The following is a 25,027-nucleotide window of genomic DNA, read 5'->3' on the forward strand; positions in this document are numbered from 1 at the left end:
CACCGGGAACCGAGGTTGAGGCCGTCCACGACCGGGCGTGGCGGGGAGCCTATTGAGCGGTCCAGCCGCCGTCGATCGAGAAGCTGGCGCCGTTGGCGGACGCGCCAAGGTCGGAGACGAGGTAGAGCATCATCCCGACCAGTTCGTCGGTGGTCACGAAGCGCTTGGTCGGTTGCGAGCCGAGGATCACGTCCTTCAGCACCTGCTCCTTCGACATCCCCCGCGTCCTGGCCTGGTCGGCGATCTGCTTCTCGACGATCGGCGTTTCGACGAAGCCGGGGCAGAGGGCGTTGCAGGTGATGCCGTCCTGGGCCACCTCGAGCGCCACCGTCTTGGTGAAGCCGAGGACGCCGTGCTTGGCGGCGACATAGGCCGACTTGAACGGGCTGGCGACCAGGCCGTGGGCCGAGGCCACGTTGATGATCCGCCCGCGGCCCTGCGCCTTCATGATCGGGATCGCCGCCCGCGTGGCGTAGAAGGTCGAGGACAGGTTGACGGCGACGATCTGCTCCCACTTGTCGGCCGGGAACTTCTCCACCGCCTCGACGTGCTGGACGCCGGCGTTGTTGATCAGGATGTCCACCCGGCCGAGCTGGTGCCGCGCGAAGGCGACCATGTCGGCGACCTCGTCGCCGCGCCGCATGTCGGCGGCGTGGTAGCGCACCCGCACCCCGCAGCTGGCTTCCATCTCGGCGCGCGTGCGCTCGATCTCGGAGGGGTCGCCGAGCCCGTTCAGGACCACGTCGCCGCCGCGCGAGGCGATGGCCCGGGCCATGGCCAGGCCGATGCCCGAGGTGGAGCCCGAGATCACCGCCACCTGTCCCTTCAGGTCGCCGATGTCGCGGAAGGGCTCGCGAGCCGTGTCGGAGGCGTCGCCGCGCTTGGGCCACTGGAACATGAGGTTATCGTCCGTCTGTCTTGCGCCGTCAGCCTAGCCGTTCGCGGGTGCGAAGGCGACCGGCCTCAGGAATTTCCCGACCTGATGAATATCCAGTCCGTCTCGCTGGAGGAAGCCTTGTCGAAACGGTAGCCGTCGCGGTCGAAGGCCTTCAGGTCGGCCGCCGCCGCAATGCGCTCGTCCGCTGCAAAGCGGGCCATGGCCCCCCGCGCCCGCTTGGCGAAGAAGGAGATCACCCGGCTCTCGCCGTCGCGGGCCTCGCGGAAGTGGCAGGTCACCACCCGCAGCTTCAGCGCCCGGGCGTCCACGGCGCCGAAATATTCCTGGCTGGCCAGGTTCACCAGCGTCGGATCGGCGTGACCCTCGGCGTCGGCGTTGAGCTGTTTCGAGATGCGGTCGCCCCAGAAGTCGTAGAGGTTGGCGCCGCGCCGGGTCTTCAGCCGCGTACCCATCTCGAGCCGGTAGGGCTGGATCCGGTCCAGCGGCCGCAGCAGGCCGTAGAGGCCCGACAGGATGCGGATATGGTCCTGCGCCCAGCCGAGGGTCTCCGCATCCATCGAGCGGGCCTCAAGCCCCTGGTAGACGTCGCCGGCGAAGGCGAAGGCGGCCTGCACCCCCTTGTCCAGCGCCGCGGCGTCCAGCGCCCGGAACCGCTCCTGGTTCAGCTTCGCCAGATCGGTTGACAGCGACATCAGCCGGCGCAGCTCCGCCTGCGTCTGGCGGCGCGCCGTCCGCACCAGCGATGTGGTGTCCTCGACGAAGCGCCGCTCGCTGGCGGGCGCCTCGGGGCCGGCTTCGGTGAAGTCCAGTCGTTTGGCCGGGGCGAGGACGATCAGCATGGCGTCCTGTTAGGCCGCTTCGCCGGGGAATTGAACCGCCGCTCAGCCGTGCGCGGCATACAGGCTCGCCAGCACCGCCGGCAGGCGCCCGGGCAGGTCCTCGGCGATCAGGCCAGGCCCGAAGGCGCGCGCCGCCTCGGCGTGCATCCACACCGCGGCCCGGGCCGCCTCGAAGCTGTCCATGCGCTGCGCCGCCAGTCCGCCGATCATCCCCGCCAGCACGTCGCCGGTCCCCGCCGTCGCCAGCCACGGCGTGCCGTTGTCGTTGACCGCCAGCCGCCCGTCCGGCGCGGCGATCACCGTTTCCGGCCCCTTCAGCACCACGACCGCGCCGGCCCGGGCCGCGGCCTCCCGCGCCGCCGCCTCCCGTCCGGCCTCCAGCAGGCCCGGGAACAGCCGTTCGAATTCGCCCGTGTGAGGGGTCAGCACGTCGTCGCGGTCGAGCAGCTCGAACAGCTCGGCGGGCCGGTGCTCGAAGGCGGTGAGGCCGTCCGCGTCGACGACCAGGACAGCCCCCGTCTCGGCCAGCACCCGCAGGTTTCCTTGGGTCGGTTCGTTCACCCCGGCGGCAGGTCCGATCACAACGGCGTCGAGCGACTCCGCCGCCTCGAACAGGGCTTCGATCGAGCCGAACGGGGTCAGCATGATCGCCTCGATGGTGGGGGCGATGACCGCGGCGGCGTCCGGCGGGCACAGGATGCGCACCAGCCCCGCGCCGATTCTCAGACCTCCCCGCGCCGCCAGCCGCGCCGCGCCGGTCTGTGTCGCGCGTCCGGACACCACCCCGAGCCGGCCGCGCGCATGCTTGTGGGCGTCGGGGGCCGGCCACGGCAGGGCGGCGCGCCAGTCGGGCAGGGCGTCCACAGTCATCGAGCCTCTCCTCCGTTCACGGATGGCGGTTCCGGCGCAAAAGGACTTGCCTTATTGTGCAATGCAATGTCCATTTCCCGCCCGAGCGCGCGGCATGTCTGGCCCGCCGGGATCGCCGATGAAAAAGATCGAAGCCGTCATCAAGCCCTTCAAGCTCGATGAAGTGAAGGAGGCGCTGCAGGACGTCGGCGTGCAGGGCATGACGGTGCTCGAGGCGCGCGGCTACGGCCGCCAGAAGGGGCATTCGGAACTCTACCGCGGCGCCGAGTACGTCATCGACTTCCTGCCCAAGATCAAGATCGAGGTGGTGGTTCCCGACGATCTGGTCGCCGCTGTGGTGGAAGCCATCCAGACCGCCGCCCGGACCGGCAAGATCGGCGACGGCAAGATTTTCGTGTCCGACGTCATCGACGTCATCCGCATCCGCACCGGCGAGACGGGGGCCCAGGCCGTCTGACCGCCACAGACCACCGGCCGTCCTTAGGGGCGGCCGTTTCACTTCCTCCCCAAGAAACGGACCTCGAGAAATGAGCGACGCCGGCAAGATACTGAAAGAGATCAAGGAGAAGGACGTCCGCTACGTCGATCTCCGGTTTACCGACACCAGGGGCCGGATGCAGCATGTCACCTTCGACATCGACCTCGTCGACGAGGAGTTCCTCGAGGAGGGCACCATGTTCGACGGCTCGTCGATCGCCGGCTGGAAGGCGATCAACGAGTCCGACATGCTGCTCAAGCCGGACCTGGCCAATTTCTGGATCGATCCCTTCTACCAGCAGACCACCCTGTTCCTGTTCTGCGACGTGCTGAACCCGGACACCGGCGAGCCCTACAACCGCGACAGCCGCTCGATGGCCAAGAAGGCCCTGGCCTATGTCCAGTCGTCGGGCGTGGGCGACACCGTCTATTTCGGGCCGGAAGCCGAGTTCTTCATCTTCGACGACGTGCGCTGGTCCACGGCCTCGCACGACACCGGCTACAGCTATGATTCGATCGAGCTGCCGGCGAACACCGGCGCCGAGTATTCCGAAGGCAACATGGGTCACCGCCCGACGCACAAGGGCGGCTACTTCCCCGTCAATCCCACCGACAGCGCCCAGGACCTGCGCAGCGAGATGCTGGGCGTGATGCGCGACCTCGGCATGCAGCCGGAGAAGCACCACCACGAGGTGGCGCCGGCCCAGCACGAGCTCGGCCTGAAGTTCAGCGACCTGCTGACCATGGCCGACCGCACCCAGCTCTATAAGTACGTCATCCACAACGTCGCCGCCGCCTACGGCAAATCGGCCACCTTCATGGCCAAGCCGACCTTCGGCGACAACGGCTCGGGCATGCACGTGCACCAGTCGATCTGGCGCGACGGCAAGCCGCTGTTCGCCGGCGACAAGTACGCCGGCCTGTCGGACATGTGCCTGTGGTACATCGGCGGCATCATCAAGCACGCCAAGGCGATCAACGCCTTCGCCAACTCGACGACCAACTCCTACAAACGGCTGGTTCCCGGCTACGAAGCGCCGGTGAAGCTGGCCTATTCGGCCCGCAACCGCTCGGCCTCGATCCGGATTCCGTGGGTCAATTCGCCCAAGGCCAAGCGCATCGAGGCGCGCTTCCCCGATCCGATGGGCAACCCCTATCTGACCTTCGTCGCCCTGCTGATGGCCGGCCTCGACGGCATCGAGAACCGCATCGATCCGGGCGCTGCCGCCGACAAGAACCTGTACGACCTGCCGCCGGAAGAGCGCGGCAACATCCCCGAGGTCTGCGGCTCGCTGCGCGAGGCGCTGGAGAACCTCGACAAGGACCGCGCCTTCCTCAAGAAGGGCGGCGTCATGGATGACGACTTCATCGACAGCTACATCGAGCTGAAGATGGAGGAGGTGATGCGCCTGCAGCTGCACCCGCATCCGGTCGAGTTCGACATGTACTACAGCTGCTGATCGACAGGGGGACTGACGATCACGCGGAAGGGGCCGGACGAGCGATCGTCCGGCCCCTTATCGTTTGCGGCCCCGACCTAGCGGTTGGTGGTCTCGACCTCGACGCCGTCGCGACCGGCGCGCACGGTGGTGGTGTCGCCCTCGGGGACGCGCTCGATCTCGACCGGCGGGGTGGGGACGGCGACCTCGCGCTCGACCACGACCGGCGACGTCGGAACGGCGACCTCGCGGGTCTCGACCACGGTCCGGGTTTCGATGGGCGCGGCCTCGCCGGCCGCGTCGGCGTTTGCGCCGTCATTGTCCGCCGGGGTGCAGGCCGCGGCGACCAGGGCCAGGGCCGCGACCGGGGCCGCGGCGATCGGGGTGTGGGGAAGGCGCATGGGGGGAACTCCTGCGATGGAACCCCCGCCAAACGGTCCCGCTGCAGGGCCGGTTCCGCTCAGGCGGCCAGGCCCTCGGCCTCGTCCGCCTTCTTCCGGCGCAGCTCGATCAGGCGCACGCACCAGATCGACACCTCATAGAGCAGCACCAGCGGCACGGCGAGCATCAGCTGACTGATCGGGTCCGGCGGGGTCACGACGGCCGCCACCACGACCACAGCGACGATGGCGTACCGCCGCCCCTCGGCCATGGTTTTCGAACTGATGATCCCGGCCAGGCCCAGAAGGGTCATGACCACTGGCAGCTGGAAACAGAGGCCGAAGGCGAGGATCAGCGCCGTCACCAGGTTCATGTATTCCGACACCTTGGGCAGCAAGGCGGCGCTGACGCCGGCCTGGTCGATGCCCTGGCTCAGCGAGAACCACATCACGAACGGCAGCATGACGAAGTAAACCAGCGCCGCGCCGAGCAGGAACAGCAGGGGCGCCGCGATCAGGAAGGGAAGGAAGGCTCCCCGCTCGTTTCGGTACAGGCCGGGCGCGACGAAGCGGTACAGCTGCCAGGCAAGGACCGGGAAGGCCACGATCACCGCCCCGAAGCCGGCCAGCTTCATTTTCGTGAACAGGATTTCCAGCGGCGCCGTGTAGATCAGATTGACCGTCTGGCCGTCGATCAGCGGCAACGGCTTCAGGCCGGCGGTGCCGAGGATCAGGTCCAGCGGCGAGACCGCCGCGTGCGCCCCGCCGCCCGCCGCCGCGTGGAAGGCCGCCGCCGCCGCGAACGGCTTCACCAGGAAGATGTAGATCGGCTCGGAGAAGCTGAAGCACAGGATGAAGCCGAGGACGAACGCGACCACGCAAATCAGCAGACGGGTGCGCAGCTCGATCAGATGCGCCATCAGCGGTGCGCGGGACGCCTCGATCTCGGCCTCGTCCTGATCGGTACGGCTCACGAGGCGGTCCCCTTGCGGCGCGTCGCGCGCGGCTTCGGCCTAGTGGCGGCCGGGGCGTCAGCGGCGGCGGCCGTCTTGCGCGGTTTGGCCGCCTTCCGGGGCGATGGCTTGTCTTTGGAGGTTCCGGCCTTGGCCGCCGTCTTTCGGGCGCGCGCCGGCTTGGCGGCGGGCTCGATCGCAGGGGCCGGCGTCTCCAGCGGCGCCGTCGCCGGAGGGCTGGCGGGCCACTCCTCGGGCGCGGTGAGGGCGGGGGCCGGAGCCGGGGCGTCGAGCGGCCGGTTCAGGTCGTCGCGGATGTCGCGAAAGGTCGCCTCGGCCTCCGCGCCCAGCGGCATCATGTTGGACTGGCCGCGGCGCAGCGCCTCGACCTCCTTGCGCAGTTCGTCGAGCTCCGACTGGCGCGCCATCTCGTCGAAGCTGGAGCGGAATTCGTTGGCCATGCGGCGCGCCTTGGCCACCCACTGACCCAGCTTGCGCAGCATCAGCGGCAGGCGCTCTGGCCCCACCACAAGCAGGGCCACCAGCGCGATGATCAGATATTCGAACCCCCCGATGCCGGGGCCGAGGCCGCCCATACGTCAGGGTCTCCAGCGCGAGAGCGCGATCAGGATTTCAGGTCTTCTTTTTCCGCGTCGGTGCGCGGGAGGGCGCCGGCGCGCTCGTCCGCGGGCTTGGTCTCGTCAGTGTCCTTCAGCCCGTCGCGGAACGCCCGCACGCCCTTGGCTGCGTCGCCCATGATGGCCGACAGCTTGCCCCGGCCGCCGAACAACAGCAGCACCACGATGGCGACGATGACCCAGTGCCAGATGCTGAAAGAACCCACGGCGAAGTCTCCTCGTTCGGGTCGATGCGCGACCCGGAAATCAGCTTGCCGGCGCATATAGGCGGATCGGTGGCGCGACGCCAAGCGAACCTGTAGGCACGCGCCCATGAGTCACGTCATCATCCACACCGACGGCGCCTGTCGCGGCAATCCGGGTCCGGGCGGCTGGGGCGCCGTGCTCCAGACCGGCGGCGGTCACGAGAAGGAGTTGTGGGGCGGTGAGGCGCTGACCACCAACAACCGCATGGAGCTGATGGCGGCGATCCGGGCGCTGGAGGCGCTGAACCGGCCGTGCCGCGTGGACCTGCACACCGACAGCAAATACGTCATGACCGGCATCACCGAATGGATCCGCGGCTGGAAGGCGCGCGGCTGGAAGACGGCCGACAGGAAGCCGGTCAAGAACGACGACCTGTGGAAACGCCTCGACGAGGCCCGCCTGCGTCACGAGGTGAAGTGGCACTGGGTCAAGGGTCACGCCGGCCACGAACTGAACGAGCGCGCCGACCGGCTGGCCAACCGCGGCGTTGACGAGATGCTTCAGTCCTGATCGGCCGTCTTCCGGCGTTTTTCGACCTTGTGTCGAATCCAAAGCGCGACGGGCACGGTCAGGATAAGAAACGCCACGATCCGACCCGCCCAGTTGTCCCCGGACGTCCAGGCAGTATAGCCGGCCCCCCCAATGAAAGCCGCCCAAACCATCCAGGGTGGGACGCGGCTCACGATCGTCTAGGCCCGCACCCGCAGGCGCGCCCCGTCGACCGATTCGACGATCACGCTCTCGCCCACCGGCGGGGCGGCGCCGTCGATCTCGGCGGCCCATTCGGCGCCTGACACGAAGACGCGGCCGCGGCCGTCGACGAAGGTCTCCGTCACCCGCGCCCGCTCGCCGACGAGGCGGCCGTCGCGGGCGTTGATGTCGGGCGCGTCGCCGGGATTGACCCGCTGGATCAGTCGCCGCGACATCAGGGTGGCGATCACGGTCAGCACGGCGAACAGCGCCGCCTCGCCCCAGAATCCGCCCAGCGGCAGGTTCAGGGCGGTGACCACCGCCACGATGCCCGCCGCCACCGCCGGCCACAGCAGCCATTCGGTCGAGAAGGCCGCCTCGACGGCCAGCAGGATCACGCCGAGCGCCAGCCAGATCCAGAACGGCTGGGCGGCGTGCAGGTCGATCAGGGCGTCCATGGTCTACTCCGTGCCGGGAACCGAACCGCGCGCGCGCGGCGGACGGGGCGGGGTCGGCGGCGCGGCGCGGGCGGCGCCCTGCTGCTCGCGGGCCAGGCCGACCAGTTCGCCGACGCCGGCGAGGGTGCCGACCAAGGCTCCCATCTCCGACGGCACGATGACCGTCTTCTGCTGCGGGCTGCGGGCCAGTTCGGCGAAGGCCTCGACGTATTTCTGGGCCACGAAGTAGTTGATGGCGTTGACGTCGCCGCGGGCGATCGCCTCCGACACCATGGCCGTGGCGCGGGCTTCGGCCTCGGCCTCGCGCTCGCGCGCCTCGGCGTCGCGGAAGGCGGCCTCGCGCCGGCCCTCGGCCTCGAGGATGGCGGCCTGCTTGGCCCCTTCGGCGCGGGCGATCGCCGCCTGCTTCTCGCCGTCCGCCTCGGTGATCACCGCCCGCCGCTCGCGCTCGGCCTTCATCTGCCGGGCCATGGCGTTGGTGATGTCGGTCGGCGGGGTCAGGTCCTTGATCTCGATGCGGTTGGCCTTGACGCCCCACGGCTCGGTGGCGGCGTCGATGACGTGCAGCAGCCGGGTGTTGATGGCGTCGCGCTGACTCAGCACCTCGTCCAGCTCCATCGAGCCGACCACGGTGCGCAGGTTGGTCATGCACAGCTGGGCGATGGCGTAGGGCAGGTTGTCGACGCGATAGGCGGCGCGGGCGGCGTCCATCACCTGGATGAAGACGATGCCGTCGACCTTCACCATGGCGTTGTCCTTGGTGATGACCTCCTGGGTCGGGACGTCCAGCACCTGCTCCATCATGTTCATCCGCCGGCCGATGCGCTCGACGAACGGCGTCAGCAGGCTGATGCCGGGGCTCAGGGTGCGGGTGTACTTGCCGAAGCGCTCGACCGTGTACTCGCGCCCCTGGGGCACGATCTTCACCACGCTGAACAGCAGCACGAAGGCCAGAACGACCAGCGCCACCACGAACAGAACCGACATGTCCATCAAGGAGCCTCCCAATCCCGTTCAGGTTATCAGGCCGGGGAGCGGCCGCCACAGAAACCGGACGGGCGGTTCATGAACTCGCTGTAATCTTCTCCGCGGCGAGGGCGATGATCCGGCGGGTCTCGGCCCACGCCACGCGCCGCAAGGCCTCGGCCACGGGGACGAAGGCGGCCTCCGCCGCGTCGTCCCCGGCCACCGGCTCTCCCGACACCCACTCGGCGACATAGTCGATCAGCACATAGTGCCGCCCGGCCTCGGGAAAGACGCCGTCGACCACGTCCAGCAGACCGATTAGGCGCGCCTCCACCCCGGTCTCCTCGCGCAGCTCGCGCAGGCCCGCGTCCACGGCGCGTTCGCCGGGCTCGATCCGCCCGCCGGGCAGGCTCCACTCGCCCTGCCGCGGCGGCCGGCCGCGGCGGATCAGCAGCACCTCCTCGCCCCTCAGGCAGACGACGCCGACGCAGGGGACCGGGGCGGGCAGGGGACTCGACATGACCGGAAGTTGGCGCGCCTCTTCCCCCGCGTCCATGACTCTGGAACAACCGCCGCATGATCCCGCCCTCCGCCGCCGCCCTCGCCGCCCTCAAGCACGCCCTCGGCCCCGGCGGCTGGACCGAGGACGCCGCCGAGATCGGGCCCTCCCTGACCGAGTGGCGCGGCCGCTGGAGCGGGGCCACGCCGCTGATGCTGCTGCCCCGTTCGACCGACGAGGTCGCCCGCGCCGTCCGGGCCTGCGCCGACCACCGCATCCCGATCGTCACCCAAGGCGGCGGCACCGGCCTGGTCGGCGGCCAGATCCCGTTTGGCGAGGTGCTGCTCTCGACCCGCCGCCTGCGGGCGATCCGCGTCGTCAGTCCGCTCGACGACGCCCTGACGGTAGAGGCCGGCGTCACCCTGCTGGAGGCCCAGCAGGCCGCCGCCGCCATCGACCGCCGATTCCCGCTCGGCCTCGCGTCCGAGGGCACGGCCACCATCGGCGGGGCGGTGTCCAGCAACGCTGGCGGCACGGGGGTGGTCCGCTACGGCATGATGCGCGATCTGGTGCTTGGGCTGGAGGCGGTCCTGCCTAACGGCGAGGTCTTCCATGGCCTGAAGCGCCTGCGCAAGGACAACACCGGCTACGACCTCAAGCAGCTGCTGATCGGGGCCGAGGGCACGCTCGGCGTCGTCACCGCCGCGACCCTGAAGCTGCATCCGGCGCTGCGCTCGCGCGCCACCGCCGTGGTCGGAATCGATACGCCGGAGGCCGCCGTCGAACTGCTGGCCCGCGCCAAGGCCGAGACCGGCGGCGGGGTCGAGGCCTTCGAACTGATGAAGCGCATCGGTCTCGAACTGGTCCTCAAGCATATCCCCGACACGCGCGAGCCGCTGGACTCGACCCCGCCCTGGTGCGTGCTGGTCGAGCTTGGCGCCGGACAGCCGGGCGCGGCCGAGGCGGCGCTCGAGGCCCTGCTCGCCGACGCCTTCGAGCGGGGGCTGATCACCGACGCCGCCATCGCGCAGAACGAGGCCCAGCGGGCCGCTTTCTGGAAGGTGCGCGAGGAGCAGTCGGCCGGCCAGAAGCCCGAGGGACCGGGCTGGAAGCACGACGTCTCTGTCCCCGTCTCCCGGATCGCCCACTTCCTCGAAGAGGCCACCGCCGCCGTGCTCCGCTTCGAGCCGGGGGCCCGCGTCAGCGCCTTCGGCCATGTCGGCGACGGCAACATCCACTACGACGTCATGCGCCCGCCTCACGCCGACCCCGCGGCTTTCATGGCCCGCCAGCCGGAGGGCTCCCGGATCGTCCACGACATCGTCGCCCGCTACGACGGCTCGATTTCGGCCGAACACGGCCTCGGCCGTCTCAAGACCGACGAGGCGCGCCGCTACAAGTCCCCGGCCGAGGTCGCCGCCGTGCAGGCCATCCGCGCGGCGCTGGACCCGAACCGGATCATGAACCCGGCCGTTCTGTTCTGAGCCGCGGCTTGCCCCTGCGGCAGGCCCGGCCTATCGCTGCGCCCTCGATTCACGGCATCGGAGCCTGTTCATGACCCTCGCCCTGCTGTTCCCCGGACAAGGCAGCCAGTCGGTCGGCATGGGAGCGGCGCTGGCCGACGCCTTCGCCGGCGCCCGCGAGGTCTTCGCCGAGGTCGACGCGGCGCTGGGCCAGAAGCTGTCGCAGCTGATGCGCGAGGGGCCCGAGGACCAGCTGACCCTGACCGAGAACGCCCAGCCGGCCCTGATGGCCGTCTCGGTCGCCGCCGCCCGCGTTCTGAAGGCCGAGTTCGGCGTCGGCGTCGACCGCGCCGCCTTCGTCGCCGGTCACTCGCTCGGCGAATATTCCGCCCTGTGCGCCGCCGGTTCGATCAGCCTCGCCGACACGGCCCGTCTGCTGAAGCTGCGGGGCCAGGCCATGCAGCGCGCCGTGCCGGTGGGCCGGGGCGCCATGGCCTCGCTGATCGGGCCGAAGACGGATCTCGCCTTGGCCGAGGAAGCCGCCCGGGCCGGCTCCGAGGTCGGGGTCTGCGTCGTCGCCAACGACAACAACGCCGGCAACATCGTCATCTCGGGCGACAAGGCCGCCGTCGACCGGGCCATCGAGAAGGCCAAGGAGCTGGGCGCCCGCGCCATCCCGCTGAACGTCTCGGCCCCCTTCCACTGCCCGCTGATGCAACCCGCCGCCGACGAGATGGCCGAGGCCCTCGCCGACGCCCGCGTCTCCGCCCCGGTCGTCCCCGTCGTCGCCAACGTCACCGCCCGCCCGGAAACCGATCCCGAGATCATCCGCCGCTTGCTGGTCGAACAGGTCACCGGCCGCGTCCGCTGGCGCGAGTCGATGGAATGGATGGCCGGGGAGGGCGGCGCGAGCCGCTTCGCCGAGATCGGCTCGGGCAAGGTGCTGACCGGCATGGCCAAACGCATCGCCCCCGACGCCGAGAGCCAGTCGCTGAACACGCCGGAGGACCTGGAAGCCTTCGCGAAGTCGCTCTGATCACGAGGAAAATAAGAAGATGTTCGATCTCACCGGCAAGACCGCCCTCGTCACCGGCGCCACCGGCGGCATCGGCGGGGCCATCGCCCGCGCCCTACACGCCCAGGGCGCGACCGTTGTCCTTTCCGGCACGCGCGAGGCGGTGCTGCAGGACCTGGCGAAGGAACTGGGCGAGCGCGCCTTCGCCGCCGCCGCCAACCTGTCGGACGCGGAGTCGGTCGACGGCCTCGTCGCCCGCGCTGAGGAGGCGGCCGGCGCCCCGCTGGACATCCTCGTCGCCAACGCCGGCATCACCAGGGACGGCCTGCTGATGCGCATGAAGGACGAGGACTTCGAGCAGGTCATCAAGGTCAACCTCGAGAGCTACTTCCGCCTGTCCCGCGCCGCCGTGAAGGGGATGATGAAGCGCCGTGCCGGCCGCATCATCGGCGTCACCTCGGTGGTCGGCGTCACCGGCAACCCGGGGCAGACCAACTACGCCGCCTCCAAGGCCGGCATGATCGGCTTCTCCAAGTCGCTGGCCCAGGAGGTCGGCAGCCGCGGCATCACGGTCAACTGCATCGCCCCCGGCTTCATCGCCTCGCCGATGACCGACGTGCTCAACGACCAGCAACGCGAGGCCATCCTGTCGAAGATCCCCGCCGGCCGCCTCGGCCAGGGCGACGAGATCGCCGCCGCCGCCGTCTACCTGTCCTCCGACGAAGCAGCCTACGTCACCGGCCAGACCTTCCACGTCAACGGCGGCATGGCGATGATCTGAGGCCCTGTCTCCTCCCCGTCGGAGACGGGGAGGGGGACCGCCCGAAGGGCGGTGGAGGGGCGGCGCGGACTCTTCCTACCGCAGCGAACCGCAGAACCGCTGGATGCGGCGGCAGGCCTCCTCCAGCACCTCTTCCGAGGTCGCGTAGCTGACGCGGAAATACGGAGACAGGCCGAAGGCGGAGCCCTGCACCACGGCCACGCCCTCGGCGTCGAGCAGTTCGGCGGCGAAGGCGTCGTCGCTGTCGATGACGGCGCCGCCTGCCGTCTTCTTCCCGATCAGGCCCTCGATCGACGGATAGACGTAGAACGCCCCCTCGGGCGTCGCGCAGCGCACTCCCGCGGCCTGGTTCAGCATCGAGACCACCAGGTCCCGCCGCTGCTCGAAATGCTTCGCCCGCTCGGCGATGAAGTCCTGCGGCCCGTTCAGCGCCTCGACCGCCGCCCACTGGCTGATCGACGCGGGATTCGTGGTCGTCTGGCTCGCCACCTTGCGCATCAGGTCGATCAACGGCTTCGGCCCGCCGGCGTAGCCGATGCGCCATCCGGTCATGGCGTAGGCCTTGGAGACCCCGTTCACCGTCAGCGTCCGGTCGGCGAGGTCCGGCGCCACCTGCGCCAGGGTGACGAAGTCGAAGCCGCCATAGATCAGGTGCTCGTACATGTCGTCGGTCAGCACCCACACCTGCGGATGCCGCCGCAGCACCTCCGCCAGCGCCTCCAGCTCGGCCCGCGTGTAGGCCGCGCCGGTCGGGTTCGACGGGCTGTTCAGGATCAGCCATCGGGTCCGCGCCGTGATCACCGCCTCCAGCGCCCCCGGCTTCAGCTTGAAGCCGTCCGATTCATGGCCGACCACGGTGACCGGCTCGCCGCCAGCCAGCAGCACCATGTCGGGATAGCTGACCCAGTAGGGGGCCGGCACAATCACCTCGTCGCCGGGCGACAGGGTGGCCAGCAGGGCGTTGTAGATCACCGTCTTGCCCCCGGAAGCGACGTGGATCTGGTCGGTCCCGTAGGTCAGGCCGTTCTCGCGCGCGAACTTGCCGGCCACCGCGGCCTTCAGTTCCGGGATGCCGTCGACGTCGGTGTATTTCGTCTCGCCGCGGCGGATGGCGGCGATGGCGGCTTCCTTGACGTTCTCCGGCGTATCGAAGTCCGGCTCGCCCGTCCCCAGCCCGATCACGTCGCGGCCCTCGCGCTTCAGCTCCCGCGCACGCGCCGTCACCGCGAGGGTGGCGGACGGCTTAACGCGGGCGAGGGCGGCGGACTGCAGGCTGGACATGGCGACTCCGGCGGGAACGGCGGGCGATCCTTACGCAGTCGCGAAGGGGCGGGCAAATCGCGCCCCGCGGCGCGCCGACGCGCTCCGGGCAATCCCCTAGTGGAAAGACCCGAATATCGAGGCGCCCGGCCCATCCGTAGAACCCGGCTCATCCCCGACGTCGCTCCCCCCCGGCGTCGGATCAGTAGGAGATCTTCCCATGACCGCCCCGCTCGTCGACCTGTCCGTCCATCACCAGCCCAAGGGTCTGTCTGACCGCGTCGCCTTCGGCTTCACCAAGCTGCTGCGCTTCTGCGCCGACACCTTCTTCGCCAGACGCTACGGCCACCGCGCCGTCGTGTTGGAGACGGTCGCGGCGGTGCCGGGCATGGTCGGGGCCACCATCAACCACCTCAGCTGCCTGCGCCGCATGTGCGACGACAAGGGGTGGATCAAGACGCTCATGGACGAGGCCGAGAACGAGCGCATGCACCTGATGACCTTCATCGAGATCTCGAAGCCGACCCTTTTCGAGCGCGTCGTCATCGTCTCGGTGCAGTGGGTCTTCTACCTGTTCTTCTTCGCCCTCTACCTGGTGCACAACAAGACCGCGCACCGCGTCGTCGGCTACTTCGAGGAAGAGGCGGTGATCAGCTACACCCACTACCTCGCCGAAATCGACGAAGGCCGCAGCCCCAACGTCCCCGCGCCCGAGATCGCCAAGCGCTACTGGGGCCTGCCGGAAGACGCCACCCTGCGCGACGTCGTGCTCGTGGTCCGCGCCGACGAGGCTCACCACCGCGACGTCAACCACGGCTACGCCAACGAACTCGGTGGCCTGCCCGTCGGCGAGGTGGCGCCTTGCCCGCCGCACGCGGCCCTCGAGCCGACCTGGAAAGCGGCTCCCGAGCCGGCCCTGAAGATGGCCGCCTGACCGGCGGCGGGGCGGCGGGCCGGTTCCGCCGCCCCCTGCGGGGTGCTAAGCGCGACGCATGCGTCGCCTCCTCGACTTCATCCTCAACATGGAGGGCCGCCGCTGGCGCACCGCGCTGGCGGCGGCGCTGTTGCTGGGCGCCACGCTCGGCCTGCTGGTCTTCGGCAAGAGCCAGCTGGGCCTCGCCACCGAGGCGCGGCTCGAGGCCTGGCTGGCCGGCTACGCGGGCAGCCCGTGGGCCTTCGGGGCGACCGTGGCCCTGTTCGTGCTCGCCGCCTTTATCGGCGCGCCCCAGTTCATCCTGATCGCCGCCTGCGTCGTCGCCTTCGGGCCCAACCTCGGCTTCGCCTACAGCTGGGTGGCCACCGTGGTCTCGGCGGGCGTGACCTACTGGCTGGGCCGCGGACCGACCGCCCGGCTCGTCGACCGGCTGGACAGCCGCACGCTGGAGCGGCTCAAGCGCTTCGTGGGCCGCAACGCCTTCTACGCCAGCTTCATGATCCGCAACGTGCCCTCGGCCCCGTTCATCGTCGTCAACATGGCCTTCGGCGCCGCGCGGGCGAACTACTGGACCTATCTCGCGGGCTGCGCCCTCGGCGTCCTGCCCAAGACCGCCCTGGTCGCCTTCTTCGGCGGGGCCGTGGTGTCGGCGGTGTCCGGGGACGGGGTCTGGACCTCCCTGATCCTCGCCGCCGTCGCTGCGGTCTGGCTGGGCCTGATGCTGGCCGTGCGCGAGTTCGTGAAGCGGCGCGAACGGGCCGCCGGCGCGCCGGACTAGGGAAAGAACCTCCGCCCCCGGCGTTTCTCCTCCAGTCGTCCACCGGAGGAGTCCTATGCTCAAGCTCTACTATTCCCCCGGCGCCTGCGCCCTGGCTTCGCACATCGCACTCGAGGAGGCCCACGCCGACTATGAGCTGGTGCGGATCGATCTGTCCAAGGGCGAGCAGAAGACGCCGGAGTATCTGGCGGTGAACCCGGCCGGCGTGACCCCGGCGCTGGTCAGCGACGACGGCGTGCTGACCGAGAACCTCGCCATCATGTGGTACGCCGCCGCGACCCACCCGGACGCGGGCCTGCTGCCGCCCGACGACGCCCCTTTCGAGCTGGCGCGCATGCTCCGGGTGAACGGCTTCCTCGCCTCCGCCCTGCATCCGGCCATCGGCAAGGTCCTGTTCGCGCGCCCGCCGCTGGAGGGGGAGGCGAGGGCGCAGGCGCTCGAGCCCGCCTTGGCGAAGTACGACATCGTCGAGCATCACCTGCTGAAGGGCCCGTGGGTGCTCGGCGAGCGCTACACCGTCGCCGACGGCTATCTCTCGGTCTTCTCCCGCTGGCTGCGACTGGCCGACCTTCTGGATCCGGATCGTTTCCCCAAGCTCAACGCCCACCTGACCTTGGTCCAGTCGCGTCCCTGCGTGCAGAAGGCCCTGCATATGGAGGGCCTGCACCCCGCCTGAGCGGGCGCCGCGGAAAGCGTGGCTGACGGTAACGTGAACGGCCAAGCTCAGGTTGATGTCGGCGGCCGGTCTCAGGGACTTGTAATCGCCACGTGACACGGGCAAACGGGCCGACGGTCGGTCAGGCGAAGACGATCAGGAGGCTGCGCTCATGGGGATGCGCGCGGCCGGGGCCTCGCCGGGACGATCAGGTCAGACCCACGCCCTTCCAGGCCCGAACGAACGGTATCCCAGGCCCATGTTCTCCCACGTCTTCGGCGCGATCTCGAACGACATCGCCATCGACCTCGGCACCGCGAACACCCTCATCTACATGAAGGGCAAGGGCATCGTGCTGAATGAGCCGTCGGTGGTCGCGCTGCGAAACGTCGGCGGCCGCAAGATCGTCCACGCCGTCGGCATAGAGGCCAAGCAGATGCTGGGCCGCACGCCCGGCCACATGGAGGCCATCCGCCCCATGCGCGACGGCGTCATCGCCGACTTCGAGGTCGCCGAGGAGATGATCAAGCACTTCATCCGCAAGGTTCACAACCGCAAGGGCTTCGTGAACCCCAAGGTGATCGTGTGCGTGCCCTCGGGCGCCACCGCGGTCGAGCGCCGCGCCATCAACGATTCCTGCCTCAACGCCTCGGCCCGCCGCGTCGGCCTGATCGACGAGCCCATGGCCGCGGCGATCGGCGCCGGCCTGCCGATCCACGAGCCGACCGGCTCGATGGTCGTCGACATCGGCGGGGGCACCACCGAGGTGGCCGTGCTGTCGCTGTCGGGCATCGTCTATTCGCGCTCGGTCCGCGTCGGCGGCGACAAGATGGACGAGGCGATCATCAGCTATATGCGCCGCAACCATAACCTTCTGATCGGCGAGACCACCGCCGAGCGCATCAAGAAGGACATCGGCACCGCCCGCATCCCGGCCGACGGCGAAGGCCTGTCGATCGACGTCAAGGGCCGCGACCTGATGCAGGGCGTCCCGCGCGAGGTCCGCATCTCGGAGCGTCAGGCCGCCGAAGCCCTCGCCGAGCCGGTGTCGCAGATCGTCGAGGCGGTGAAGGTCGCCCTCGAGGCCACCCCGCCCGAACTGGCCGCCGACATCGCCGACAAGGGCATCATGCTGACCGGCGGCGGGGCCCTGCTGCGCGGCCTGGACGCCGAGATCCGCGACCACACCGGCCTGCCGGTCTCGGTCGCCGACGATCCGCTGTCGTGCGTCGCCATCGGCTGCGGCCGGGTGCTCGAGCACCCGCGCTGGATGAAGGGCGTGCTCGACTCGGCCCTGTAAGGCCAAGTTCCAGATACCGCCTCAAATCCCTGTCACTGCCGGATAGCGCCGGTTCCAATTGGGCCGGACTTCGCGATAGGCTTGACGTATCGGCGGGGGGCGTCCCGCCGATTCCCTCTTTTCAGGAAGGCGCGCCGTGGCGTTTCGCGACGGACCGTTCGAGAACCTCAAGGTGCCGCTGGTCTGGACCGCCGCGGTGGCCGTGGTCGTCTGCGCCGTCGGAGCGATCCTCCTGCTGCTCAGCGACCAGCGGGCGCCGGCTTCGCCGTACAGCGGCGCGCGGTCGGGGGTCGAGACCGTGGCCGGCCCCGTCGGCGGCGTCCTCTCCGCCCCGGTCCGCTGGTTCGGCCAGATCTCCGACGGCATCGGCGGCTACTTCTTCGCCGTCTCGGAGAACCGCCGTCTGAAGCGTCAGCTGGCAGAGCTGGAGCCGTGGCGCGACCAGGCCATCGCCCTGAAGAACATCAACGCCCGCTATGAGGCGATGCTGGGCATCCGGCCCGAGCCGCCGGTGCCCATGGTCACCGCCCGGTCCGTCTCCGACTCGCGCGGGCCCTTCTCCAACGCCCGCCTGCTCGATGTCGGCTCCGCCCGCGGCGTCAAGGTCGGCAATCCCGCCATCAACGAGCACGGCCTCGTCGGCCGTATCGTCGGGACTTCGGGCGGCGTCAGCCGCATGCTGCTGCTCACAGACGTCGCCAGCCGCACCCCGGTGCTGGTCGACCGCACCGACGCCCGCGCCATCCTCACCGGCGACGGCTCGGGCAACCCGCGTCTGGAGTTCGTGCGGGGCGTCGATTCCGTCCAGCCAGGCGATCGCATCCTGACCTCCGGCGACGGCGGCGCCTTCCCGCGCGGCCTGCCGATCGGCGTCGCCGCCCGCGGCGTTGACGGCAGCTGGCGCGTGAAGCTGTTCAGCGACCGCGGGGCGATCGACTACGTCCGCATCCTGATGTTCGAGGACTTCGGCCAGCTGGTCGATCCCGAGGCGCTGAACGCGCCGCCGCTGGCCGCGCTCGGCACCCTGTCCGACGCCACGCCCGAGCAGGCTGCGGCGGTCGAGGACGCCGCCGCCCGTCGCGCCGCCGCGGCCGAGGCCGCCCTCGAGCGCGCCGCCGCCGCCGCCGCCGCGTCGCCGCCGGCGGCGACGCCGGCCCCGGCGCCGTCGACAGGAGGCGCCGAATGAGACGTCCCGTCGCGGTCCGCGTGGTCGGGCCAGTGCAGTGGATCTTCATTCCGGCCCTGATCGCGCTCGCCGCCACCATCCTTCTCGCCACCCCCGTCGAGCTCTTCGGCCTCAACCTCCCCGAGCCGGTCATCCCGATGGTGCTGGCCTTCGCCTGGGCGTTGATCCGGCCGTCGATCGTGGCGCCGGTTGTGCTGACCGCGCTCGGTCTGTTTCTCGATGTCTTCTGGTATGGCCCGCTCGGCCTCTGGCCGCTGGCGCTGCTGGCCATCTATGCGGTGGTGCTGGGGTCGCGCAGCTTCCTGATCGGGCAGGAGACGGCGGTCTTGTTCGTCTGGTACGCGGCCTGCTGCGGCCTCGCCTTCCTGATCGCCTGGCTCGTCACCAGCTTCCTCGCCTCCAATCCCCCGTCGATCCTGGCGCTCCTCGGCCAGGTCGCGCCGACCCTGCTGCTGTTTCCGTTCGCCGACCGCATGGTCGAGCGCTTCGAAGACGGCGACGTGAGGTTCCGATGAGTTCGGAACCCGCCATCTTCTTCTCCGACCCGAACGAGCGGCAGGGCTCCTTCCTGCGCCGCACCTTCGTGCTGGGCGGCCTGACGGCGGTCGGCGGTCTCGCCCTGACCGGCCGCCTCGCCCAGCTGCAGGTGGTCCAGGCGCAGGAGTACACGACGCTCGCCAGCGCCAACCAGTTCAACTTCCGTCTGGTGCCGCCGCCGCGTGGCCGCATCCTCGACCGCGGCGGGGTGGTCATCGCCGGCAACCGGCCCAGCTTCCGCGTGCTGGTGGTCCGCGACGAGACCAAGGACCTCGACCAGACGCTCGATCTCCTCGGCCGGCTGCTGCCGGACACGGTGGATCGGCGCCGCTCGATCATCCGCGACGTCAACGCCGCGCCGCGGTTCTCGCCGGTGCCGGTGAAGAGCGACCTGACCTGGGAGGAGTTCGCCCGGGTCAACCTCTACGCCAACGAGTTGCCGGGCGTGATGGCCGACATGCACGAGGCGCGCTTCTATCCGTTCGGCGGCGCCTTCGCCCACGTCATCGGCTATGTCGCCAAGCCCAACGATCGCGACATCGAGGCGATCCGGGAGCGCGGCGAGACGGTTCCCGAAATCCTCTACAATCCGGGCTTCCGCATCGGACGCCAGGGCGTGGAGAAGGCCTTCGACACCGATCTGCGCGGCGAGGCGGGCGGCACCCGCGTCGAGGTCGACGCGCGCGGCCGCGTGGTGGCGGAGGACATCGGCGGCTCGCGCCCGGCGGTTCCGGGCAAGGACGTGATCCTGACGCTGGATTCCGACGTGCAGAACCGGGCGCTTGAAGTCTTCGGCGAGGAGTCCGGCGGCTGCGTCGTCATGGATATCCGCAACGGCGACGTCCTGTGCATGGTTTCGGCGCCGTCCTTCGACCCCAATCTGTTCGTCAGCGGCGTCCCCTCCCGCATCTACAACGCGCTGCGCGACTACGAGCGCAAGCCGCTGCTCGACAAGGCCATCTACGGCACCTTCCCGCCGGGCTCGACCTTCAAGATGACCTCGGCCCTGGCCTTCCTCGACGCCGGCATCGATCCGACCGAGCGGGTCGTCTGCACCGGCGGCTACCGCTACGGCGCCCGCACCTTCCGCTGCTGGAAGGCCGGCGGCCACGGCGCGATGGACATGCACAACGCCATCAAGAACTCGTGCGACACCTACTTCTACCACCTGTGCAATCGCGCCGGCGTCGACCGCATCGCCCGCGTGGCCCAGGACCTCGGTTTCGGCCATGTCTACGAGATCGGCATCGCCGGACAATCGAAGGGCATCGTCCCCTCGACGCGGTGGAAGCGCGAGTACACCGAGGCGACGAGCTGGGACGACGATCCGACCTGGTATCCCGGCGAGACCCTGTCGGTGGCGATCGGGCAGGGGGCGCTGGCGGTCAACGCCCTGCAGCTGGCGGTGATGACCAGCCGCATCGCCAATGGACGCAAGGCCATCCATCCGCGTCTCGTCAAGTCGGTGGGCGGCGTCGAGCGGCCGTCCGGGGCCGCGGTGCCTGACCTGCCGTTCTCCCGGGAGCACCTCGACATCGTCCGCGCCGGCATGGCCGCGGTGGCCAACGATGTCACCGGCACCGCCTACCGCGCCTCCCAGCTCGGTCTCGGCGACATCCAGATGGCGGGCAAGACCGGCACGGCCCAGTCGCGCGACTACCGTCCCGGCGAGTCGCGCGGCCCGCGCAACGCCCAGTGGTCGCGGCGCGACCACGCCCTGTTCGTGGCCTTCGCCCCCCACGACGCGCCCCGCTACGCCATCGCCCTGATCATCCAGCACGCGCCGTCGGGCGGCTCCGCCGACGCCGCGCCGCGCGCCCGCGAGATCATGAAGACCGTTCTCCTCAAGGACCCCGACATGCGGGCCCGCATCGAGCGCCCCCTGCCGCCCGAACCGCAGGCGCCGGCCGGCGCCGACGAGGGCGAGGGCGGGGCAGGCCCCGGCGGCGAGGTCACCGGCGCCGCGGCCGCAGCGCCCCCGCCGGCGGCGCCCGCGCCGCCGACCGCGACCAGCGGCCCGCGCCCCTATCTGGCGGAGCCGCCGCGATGACCGCTTCGGCCCTGACCCGCCCGGGCGAGCGCGACCGGCTGTCGACCAAGATCGCCGAGCTGGACTGGCGCCTCATCGGTCTGCTGGCCGTCATCGCCTGCGTCGGCGCGGCCATGCTGTACTCCATCGCCGGCGGTCACTGGCAGCCTTGGGCGGCCAAGCACCTGCTGCGCTTCGGGGCGCTGCTCATCGCCATGCTGACCCTCGCGATGGTCCATCCGAAATGGTGGTTCCGCGCCGCCTATCCTCTGTACGGCGTCCTGCTGGTCCTCGTCCTGATGATCGAGTTCACGCCCCTCGGCTACACCGCCGGCGGGGCGCGGAACTGGCTGAACCTCGGCTTCATCCGCATCCAGCCGGCCGAGTTCATGAAGATCGGTCTCGTCCTCGCCCTGGCCCGCTGGTACCACAACCACACCGCCCAGGAGGCGCGCTGGTCGTGGAAGCTGCTGATCCCGGCCGGCATGATCGGCCTCCCGTTCCTGCTCGTCGCCAAACAGCCGGATCTCGGCTCCGCCATGATCATCGGCCTGACCGGGGCGGCGGTGATGTTCATGGCCGGGCTCAGCTGGCGGGTCATCGCCGCGGGGGCCGCCGCCGCCGTGGTCGCGGTCCCGCCGTTCGTGATGTTCGGCATGCACGAGTACCAGCGCAACCGGGTGCTGACCTTCCTCAACCCCGAGGCCGACCCGTCGGGCACGGGCTACAACATCATCCAGTCCAAGATCGCGCTCGGCTCCGGCGGCCTGCTCGGCAAGGGCTATGGTCTCGGCAGCCAGAGCCAGCTGGAGTTCCTGCCCGAGCGGCACACCGACTTCATCTTTTCGACCGTCGCCGAGGAGTTCGGCTTCATCGGGTCCTTCACCGTCCTGGCCTGCTATGTGGCCGCGATCCTCATCGCCCTGCGCATCGCCTCCCTGGCCCACAGCCACTTCGGGCGCCTCGCCGCCGCCGGCATGACCGCCTTCTTCGCCTTGTTCGTGCTGATCAACGGGGCCATGGTCATGGGGATGGCTCCGGTCGTGGGGGTGCCCATGCCGCTGCTGTCCTATGGCGGCTCGTCGATGATGACCGTGATGTTCGGTTTCGGCCTCGTCCTCTCCACCCGGGTCCACCGTTACGCCGAACTGCCCAAGGGGCACGGGTTGTTCTGATCGCGGACCTCGCGCGTTAGGGTCCGGCATGACCGACCCCAAAGCCGATTCCACCCCGCCGAAGTTCGTCCCCGACTGGGGCGACCAGCCCTGTCCCCAGCCCATGCTGCCGGCCGCCTCGCCCGAGCAGGCCGCCGCCCTCACCGACGGCGTGCGCATGCGCGAGAACCCCGCCGAGTGGGCTTTCGTCCGCCTGTCCAAACTGATCGAGGACTTCGAGAAGAGCCTCGACAGGGACGAGGAAGTCGCCGCCCACATCGTCGGCGTGCCCGGCGACGGCACCATGCAGATCGACGACGTCGGCTTCTGGGGGCCCGACTTCATCCTCTTCACCGGCAAGAACCCCGACGGCCGGCCGGTGCGCCTGATCCAGCACTACGCCCAGATCAACGTGCTGCTGAACGCCCGCAAGAAGCCCGAGGAGCGCGAGGCCCGCCGCATCGGCTTCCAGCTCTCGGAAATGGTCCGCAGCACCAACCCGAAATAGGCGACCCTGAGCCGTTCTCCACCGGGAAGGGGACCACCCGAAGCGTGGTGGAGGGGGAAACCACCCTGCGTCTTCGGCCGCCACAACGGCGTCTGAGCAGCCCTCCCCTCCACACCCACAATCCCCCTCCCACCGTCACCCTCCCACCGTCACCCTCGGGCTTGACCGAGGGCCGGACGTTCCGCCGCTCAGATCGGAGGAAGGGTGGGGAATCGGCGGGCCGTTCCCGACATCTGAGCCGCCCCGACCTCCGGCCCTCGGGTCAAGCCCGAGGGTGACGGCGTGCAGGAGGGCGCCAGACGACCTCGACGACAGCGGGCTGTGGTCGAGCGATGAAGCCGGGGTGGAGGAGAGTCCCGGGGGCCTCGTGGACGTCGAGTGGATGGCGTCCCTTGCTCGCCGCGCGCCCAACCAGGCGGGGTCGATGCGGACATGATACGGAAAGTCCGGCCTCCCGGCGACGCCGCAAGGCCGAACCGGCGAGCCTTCAAGGCCCGAACACGGCCGCCAGTCGGCGGGGCGAACGGAAAACGACCACGCGGGGCGCCTGCTTCCGCCGAATACGGTCACCCAAACTGCACAGACCGGGCGGAGGCCTGGCGCCCCGCTCCCTTCCCGCCCGCACCGCTTCTCCCGAATCGGCGAAGGGTCATGCCTTGTCCTGCCTCGGGGGTCGGGAGCGGGCGGCCGGGTCTTTGACAATCTAGAGGGACGCCGCCCAGTCCGTGCCGCGCACCAGGCTGTCGATGATGCCGGGCTCGCTTGAGGCGTGGCCGGCGTCGCCGACGACGTCCAGCTTCGCCTCCGGCCACGCCCGGTGCAGCGCCCAGGCGCTGGTCATCGGGGTCACCACGTCGAACCGGCCCTGGGCGATCCAGCAGGGGATGTGGCGGATGCGGTGGACGTTCCTGAGCAGCCAGCCCTCCTCGGGGAAGAAGCCGCCATTGACGAAATACCAGCATTCGATCCGGGCGAAGGCGACGGCGAACTCAGGCTCGGCGAACTTTTCCGGTCGGGCCGAGGGACCCTGGACGCTGACGGTCTCGCCCTCCCAGCTCGACCAGGCCACGGCGCAGCGTTCCCGTTCGGCCCGGTCCTCCCCGGTCAGCCGCTTGTAGTAGGCGCCCATCAGGTCGTGGCGCTCGTCCTCGGGGATCGGCGCGACGAACCGCTCCCAGGCGTCGGGGAAGATGTGCGAGGCGCCGTCCTGGTAGAACCAGCGCAGCTCCGGCCGGGTCAGCAGGAAGATGCCCCGCAGCACCAGGGCCGAGACCCGCTCCGGATGGGTGATGGCGTAGGCCAGCGACAGGGTGGATCCCCAGCTGCCGCCGAACACCACCCACTTGTCGATCCCGAGCAGCTCGCGCAGCCGCTCGATGTCCTCGATCAGGGTCCAGGTGGTGTTGTCCTCGAGCGAGGCGTTCGGTCGGCTGTTGCCGCAGCCGCGCTGATCGAACAGGACGATGCGGTATTTCGCCGGGTCGAAGAAGCGTCGCATGCCCGGATTGACCGCGCCGCCGGGACCGCCATGCAGCACCACGACCGGCAGGCCCTGCGGATTGCCGCATTCCTCGTACCAGACCTCGTGCACGCTCCCGGTCTGGAGGTAGCCGGTGGCGTACGGCTCGATCTCCGGGAACAGGTCGCGGCGCGGGGTGTCGGGCGCGGGGAAGGCCATACTCAACCGGTCTCTCTGCGGGCTCAGGCGGAAGGGGTGGAAGGCCGCAATGCGGCGCCGGCCAGCAAAAGCCAAGCCGAGATCATCAGGACGCCGCCGACCGGAGCCACGGCTCCCATGGCGGAGAGGCCGAGAAGGCCGATGGAGGAGAGGGCGACGGCGAAGACCAGTCCGCCCGTCGCGGCCAGCCAGCCGGCGACCGCGCCGGCCCGTCCGCCGGCCGCCCACAGGGCGCAGACCAGGGCCAGCACGGCGTGGACCAGCTGATAGTGCGCGCCCGTGGTCAGCAGGGTCTTCACGGCGGGCCCGGCGCCATGCGCGGCGAAGGCGCCGAGGCCGACCGCCACGGCGCCGTTCAGGGCCGCAAAAACGGCGAGAACGCGATTCCCCCTCATC

Annotated in this window: 28 protein-coding genes; 15 read left to right on the forward strand and 13 right to left on the reverse strand. The window is 70.1% G+C overall.

The features are described 5' to 3' along the window. Window positions 1-49 precede the first annotated feature (49 nt). The 3 genes from BM333_RS09220 to BM333_RS09230 form a co-directional block, all read right to left on the reverse strand. Window positions 50-898, reverse strand: a complete 849-nt coding sequence (locus tag BM333_RS09220; RefSeq protein WP_092310215.1) for a 3-hydroxybutyrate dehydrogenase — start codon at window positions 896-898, stop codon at window positions 50-52. Between the two features lie 65 nt (window positions 899-963). After that, the gene (gene yaaA, locus BM333_RS09225; RefSeq protein ID WP_092310218.1) at window positions 964-1,737 is read right to left on the reverse strand and encodes a peroxide stress protein YaaA; all 774 of its coding nucleotides are present in this window, start codon (window positions 1,735-1,737) and stop codon (window positions 964-966) included. 42 nt (window positions 1,738-1,779) lie between these two features. Continuing rightward, window positions 1,780-2,607, reverse strand: coding sequence for an NAD(P)H-hydrate dehydratase (locus tag BM333_RS09230; RefSeq protein WP_092310220.1), 828 nt, complete (start codon window positions 2,605-2,607; stop codon window positions 1,780-1,782). Between the two features lie 118 nt (window positions 2,608-2,725). Between BM333_RS09230 and BM333_RS09235 the strand changes: the two genes are divergently transcribed. Both BM333_RS09235 and glnA read left to right on the forward strand, forming a co-directional pair. Then, entirely contained in the window at window positions 2,726-3,064 is a 339-nt protein-coding gene (locus BM333_RS09235) for a P-II family nitrogen regulator (RefSeq protein ID WP_092310223.1), read from the forward strand. 70 nt (window positions 3,065-3,134) lie between these two features. Next, window positions 3,135-4,544, forward strand: coding sequence for a type I glutamate--ammonia ligase (gene glnA, locus BM333_RS09240; RefSeq protein ID WP_092310226.1), 1,410 nt, complete (start codon window positions 3,135-3,137; stop codon window positions 4,542-4,544). A 77-nt stretch (window positions 4,545-4,621) separates the two neighbouring features. On the opposite strand, the gene BM333_RS09245 is transcribed toward glnA, so the two are convergent. From BM333_RS09245 to BM333_RS09260, 4 genes are read right to left on the reverse strand one after another with little or no spacing between them, the layout of a single operon-like run. Further along, the gene (locus BM333_RS09245; RefSeq protein ID WP_092310229.1) at window positions 4,622-4,924 is read right to left on the reverse strand and encodes a hypothetical protein; all 303 of its coding nucleotides are present in this window, start codon (window positions 4,922-4,924) and stop codon (window positions 4,622-4,624) included. 59 nt (window positions 4,925-4,983) lie between these two features. Continuing rightward, on the reverse strand, window positions 4,984-5,877 hold the full coding sequence (gene tatC / locus BM333_RS09250) for a twin-arginine translocase subunit TatC (RefSeq protein ID WP_092310232.1): 894 nt from the start codon (window positions 5,875-5,877) through the stop codon (window positions 4,984-4,986). Next, window positions 5,874-6,452, reverse strand: coding sequence for a Sec-independent protein translocase protein TatB (gene tatB / locus BM333_RS09255; RefSeq protein ID WP_092310236.1), 579 nt, complete (start codon window positions 6,450-6,452; stop codon window positions 5,874-5,876). Before tatB ends, tatC begins: the two co-directional genes overlap by 4 nt. 29 nt (window positions 6,453-6,481) lie before the next feature. Then, window positions 6,482-6,700, reverse strand: coding sequence for a twin-arginine translocase TatA/TatE family subunit (locus tag BM333_RS09260; protein WP_092310239.1), 219 nt, complete (start codon window positions 6,698-6,700; stop codon window positions 6,482-6,484). 106 nt (window positions 6,701-6,806) lie between these two features. Here BM333_RS09260 and rnhA point away from each other — a divergent pair, with 106 nt between their 5' ends. Continuing rightward, a complete protein-coding gene (gene rnhA, locus BM333_RS09265) occupies window positions 6,807-7,250 on the forward strand; it encodes a ribonuclease HI (RefSeq protein WP_092310242.1) in 444 nt (147 codons plus the stop codon). 179 nt (window positions 7,251-7,429) lie between these two features. Here the strand turns inward: rnhA and BM333_RS09270 are convergent, their stop codons facing one another. The 3 genes from BM333_RS09270 to BM333_RS09280 form a co-directional block, all read right to left on the reverse strand. After that, window positions 7,430-7,888, reverse strand: coding sequence for an NfeD family protein (locus BM333_RS09270; protein WP_092310245.1), 459 nt, complete (start codon window positions 7,886-7,888; stop codon window positions 7,430-7,432). A 3-nt stretch (window positions 7,889-7,891) separates the two neighbouring features. Then, window positions 7,892-8,875 carry an SPFH domain-containing protein gene (locus BM333_RS09275; protein WP_092310721.1) on the reverse strand — a complete coding sequence of 328 codons (984 nt, stop codon included), beginning with the start codon at window positions 8,873-8,875 and terminating at the stop codon, window positions 7,892-7,894. Between the two features lie 76 nt (window positions 8,876-8,951). Continuing rightward, window positions 8,952-9,374 (reverse strand): NUDIX hydrolase, encoded by a 423-nt coding sequence (locus tag BM333_RS09280; RefSeq protein ID WP_092310724.1) that lies wholly within the window; start codon window positions 9,372-9,374, stop codon window positions 8,952-8,954. 56 nt (window positions 9,375-9,430) lie between these two features. On the opposite strand from BM333_RS09280, the gene BM333_RS09285 reads away from it, so the two are divergent. The 3 genes from BM333_RS09285 (at window position 9,431) to fabG (ending at window position 12,612) form a co-directional block, all read left to right on the forward strand. Continuing rightward, window positions 9,431-10,837, forward strand: a complete 1,407-nt coding sequence (locus tag BM333_RS09285) for an FAD-binding oxidoreductase (RefSeq protein ID WP_092310248.1) — start codon at window positions 9,431-9,433, stop codon at window positions 10,835-10,837. Between the two features lie 70 nt (window positions 10,838-10,907). Next, window positions 10,908-11,852, forward strand: coding sequence for an ACP S-malonyltransferase (gene fabD / locus BM333_RS09290; protein ID WP_092310251.1), 945 nt, complete (start codon window positions 10,908-10,910; stop codon window positions 11,850-11,852). 19 nt (window positions 11,853-11,871) lie between these two features. Next, window positions 11,872-12,612, forward strand: a complete 741-nt coding sequence (fabG, locus tag BM333_RS09295) for a 3-oxoacyl-[acyl-carrier-protein] reductase (protein WP_092310254.1) — start codon at window positions 11,872-11,874, stop codon at window positions 12,610-12,612. Window positions 12,613-12,687: 75 nt separating this feature from the next. Here fabG and BM333_RS09300 read toward each other — a convergent pair whose 3' ends face one another. Continuing rightward, entirely contained in the window at window positions 12,688-13,893 is a 1,206-nt protein-coding gene (locus BM333_RS09300; protein ID WP_092310257.1) for a pyridoxal phosphate-dependent aminotransferase, read from the reverse strand. Between the two features lie 199 nt (window positions 13,894-14,092). Between BM333_RS09300 and BM333_RS09305 the strand changes: the two genes are divergently transcribed. The 9 genes from BM333_RS09305 to BM333_RS09345 all read left to right on the forward strand — a co-directional run bounded on the left by BM333_RS09305 (window position 14,093) and on the right by BM333_RS09345 (window position 22,953). Then, window positions 14,093-14,806, forward strand: a complete 714-nt coding sequence (locus BM333_RS09305; RefSeq protein WP_092310260.1) for an alternative oxidase — start codon at window positions 14,093-14,095, stop codon at window positions 14,804-14,806. A 58-nt stretch (window positions 14,807-14,864) separates the two neighbouring features. Beyond that, window positions 14,865-15,584, forward strand: coding sequence for a TVP38/TMEM64 family protein (locus tag BM333_RS09310; protein ID WP_092310263.1), 720 nt, complete (start codon window positions 14,865-14,867; stop codon window positions 15,582-15,584). A 55-nt stretch (window positions 15,585-15,639) separates the two neighbouring features. Next, window positions 15,640-16,260: a glutathione S-transferase family protein gene (locus BM333_RS09315; RefSeq protein ID WP_092310266.1), complete on the forward strand. Its 621-nt coding sequence runs from the start codon at window positions 15,640-15,642 to the stop codon at window positions 16,258-16,260. Window positions 16,261-16,498: 238 nt separating this feature from the next. Next, a complete protein-coding gene (locus BM333_RS09320) occupies window positions 16,499-17,539 on the forward strand; it encodes a rod shape-determining protein (RefSeq protein ID WP_092310269.1) in 1,041 nt (346 codons plus the stop codon). 136 nt (window positions 17,540-17,675) lie between these two features. Further along, complete coding sequence (gene mreC / locus BM333_RS09325) at window positions 17,676-18,725, forward strand: rod shape-determining protein MreC (protein WP_092310272.1); 1,050 nt, start codon at window positions 17,676-17,678, stop codon at window positions 18,723-18,725. Further along, window positions 18,722-19,240: a hypothetical protein gene (locus BM333_RS09330; RefSeq protein WP_177221853.1), complete on the forward strand. Its 519-nt coding sequence runs from the start codon at window positions 18,722-18,724 to the stop codon at window positions 19,238-19,240. Before mreC ends, BM333_RS09330 begins: the two co-directional genes overlap by 4 nt. After that, entirely contained in the window at window positions 19,237-21,312 is a 2,076-nt protein-coding gene (mrdA, locus tag BM333_RS09335; RefSeq protein ID WP_092310275.1) for a penicillin-binding protein 2, read from the forward strand. Before BM333_RS09330 ends, mrdA begins: the two co-directional genes overlap by 4 nt. Then, window positions 21,309-22,466 (forward strand): rod shape-determining protein RodA, encoded by a 1,158-nt coding sequence (rodA, locus tag BM333_RS09340; protein ID WP_092310278.1) that lies wholly within the window; start codon window positions 21,309-21,311, stop codon window positions 22,464-22,466. The genes mrdA and rodA overlap by 4 nt, the downstream gene beginning before the upstream one ends. A 28-nt stretch (window positions 22,467-22,494) precedes the next feature. Further along, window positions 22,495-22,953 carry a DUF6173 family protein gene (locus BM333_RS09345; RefSeq protein ID WP_245777213.1) on the forward strand — a complete coding sequence of 153 codons (459 nt, stop codon included), beginning with the start codon at window positions 22,495-22,497 and terminating at the stop codon, window positions 22,951-22,953. Window positions 22,954-23,656: 703 nt separating this feature from the next. On the opposite strand, the gene pip is transcribed toward BM333_RS09345, so the two are convergent. Together pip and BM333_RS09355 are read right to left on the reverse strand one after the other, a co-directional pair. Then, a complete protein-coding gene (pip, locus tag BM333_RS09350) occupies window positions 23,657-24,631 on the reverse strand; it encodes a prolyl aminopeptidase (protein ID WP_092310281.1) in 975 nt (324 codons plus the stop codon). A gap of 23 nt (window positions 24,632-24,654) precedes the next feature. Then, the gene (locus BM333_RS09355) at window positions 24,655-25,026 is read right to left on the reverse strand and encodes a DUF423 domain-containing protein (protein ID WP_092310283.1); all 372 of its coding nucleotides are present in this window, start codon (window positions 25,024-25,026) and stop codon (window positions 24,655-24,657) included. Window position 25,027 lies beyond the last annotated feature (1 nt).

Source organism: Brevundimonas viscosa (assembly GCF_900116065.1).
GTDB classification, from domain to species: domain Bacteria; phylum Pseudomonadota; class Alphaproteobacteria; order Caulobacterales; family Caulobacteraceae; genus Brevundimonas; species Brevundimonas viscosa.

Bases quoted from the DNA above. Each gene is read 5' to 3' on its own strand.
- BM333_RS09275 (WP_092310721.1), bottom strand. From the start codon at position 8,875: ATGTCGGTTCTGTTCGTGGTGGCGCTGGTCGTTCTGGCCTTCGTGCTG.
- BM333_RS09315 (WP_092310266.1), top strand. From the start codon at position 15,640: ATGCTCAAGCTCTACTATTCCCCCGGCGCCTGCGCCCTGGCTTCGCAC.
- yaaA (WP_092310218.1), bottom strand. From the start codon at position 1,737: ATGCTGATCGTCCTCGCCCCGGCCAAACGACTGGACTTCACCGAAGCC.
- BM333_RS09245 (WP_092310229.1), bottom strand. From the start codon at position 4,924: ATGCGCCTTCCCCACACCCCGATCGCCGCGGCCCCGGTCGCGGCCCTG.
- fabD (WP_092310251.1), top strand. From the start codon at position 10,908: ATGACCCTCGCCCTGCTGTTCCCCGGACAAGGCAGCCAGTCGGTCGGC.
- glnA (WP_092310226.1), top strand. From the start codon at position 3,135: ATGAGCGACGCCGGCAAGATACTGAAAGAGATCAAGGAGAAGGACGTC.
- BM333_RS09270 (WP_092310245.1), bottom strand. From the start codon at position 7,888: ATGGACGCCCTGATCGACCTGCACGCCGCCCAGCCGTTCTGGATCTGG.
- BM333_RS09235 (WP_092310223.1), top strand. From the start codon at position 2,726: ATGAAAAAGATCGAAGCCGTCATCAAGCCCTTCAAGCTCGATGAAGTG.
- pip (WP_092310281.1), bottom strand. From the start codon at position 24,631: ATGGCCTTCCCCGCGCCCGACACCCCGCGCCGCGACCTGTTCCCGGAG.
- BM333_RS09285 (WP_092310248.1), top strand. From the start codon at position 9,431: ATGATCCCGCCCTCCGCCGCCGCCCTCGCCGCCCTCAAGCACGCCCTC.
- BM333_RS09300 (WP_092310257.1), bottom strand. From the start codon at position 13,893: ATGTCCAGCCTGCAGTCCGCCGCCCTCGCCCGCGTTAAGCCGTCCGCC.
- rodA (WP_092310278.1), top strand. From the start codon at position 21,309: ATGACCGCTTCGGCCCTGACCCGCCCGGGCGAGCGCGACCGGCTGTCG.
- BM333_RS09330 (WP_177221853.1), top strand. From the start codon at position 18,722: ATGAGACGTCCCGTCGCGGTCCGCGTGGTCGGGCCAGTGCAGTGGATC.
- BM333_RS09345 (WP_245777213.1), top strand. From the start codon at position 22,495: ATGACCGACCCCAAAGCCGATTCCACCCCGCCGAAGTTCGTCCCCGAC.
- rnhA (WP_092310242.1), top strand. From the start codon at position 6,807: ATGAGTCACGTCATCATCCACACCGACGGCGCCTGTCGCGGCAATCCG.
- BM333_RS09230 (WP_092310220.1), bottom strand. From the start codon at position 2,607: ATGACTGTGGACGCCCTGCCCGACTGGCGCGCCGCCCTGCCGTGGCCG.
- BM333_RS09220 (WP_092310215.1), bottom strand. From the start codon at position 898: ATGTTCCAGTGGCCCAAGCGCGGCGACGCCTCCGACACGGCTCGCGAG.
- BM333_RS09355 (WP_092310283.1), bottom strand. From the start codon at position 25,026: ATGAGGGGGAATCGCGTTCTCGCCGTTTTTGCGGCCCTGAACGGCGCC.
- fabG (WP_092310254.1), top strand. From the start codon at position 11,872: ATGTTCGATCTCACCGGCAAGACCGCCCTCGTCACCGGCGCCACCGGC.
- BM333_RS09280 (WP_092310724.1), bottom strand. From the start codon at position 9,374: ATGTCGAGTCCCCTGCCCGCCCCGGTCCCCTGCGTCGGCGTCGTCTGC.
- tatB (WP_092310236.1), bottom strand. From the start codon at position 6,452: ATGGGCGGCCTCGGCCCCGGCATCGGGGGGTTCGAATATCTGATCATC.
- BM333_RS09305 (WP_092310260.1), top strand. From the start codon at position 14,093: ATGACCGCCCCGCTCGTCGACCTGTCCGTCCATCACCAGCCCAAGGGT.
- mrdA (WP_092310275.1), top strand. From the start codon at position 19,237: ATGAGTTCGGAACCCGCCATCTTCTTCTCCGACCCGAACGAGCGGCAG.
- BM333_RS09320 (WP_092310269.1), top strand. From the start codon at position 16,499: ATGTTCTCCCACGTCTTCGGCGCGATCTCGAACGACATCGCCATCGAC.
- BM333_RS09310 (WP_092310263.1), top strand. From the start codon at position 14,865: ATGCGTCGCCTCCTCGACTTCATCCTCAACATGGAGGGCCGCCGCTGG.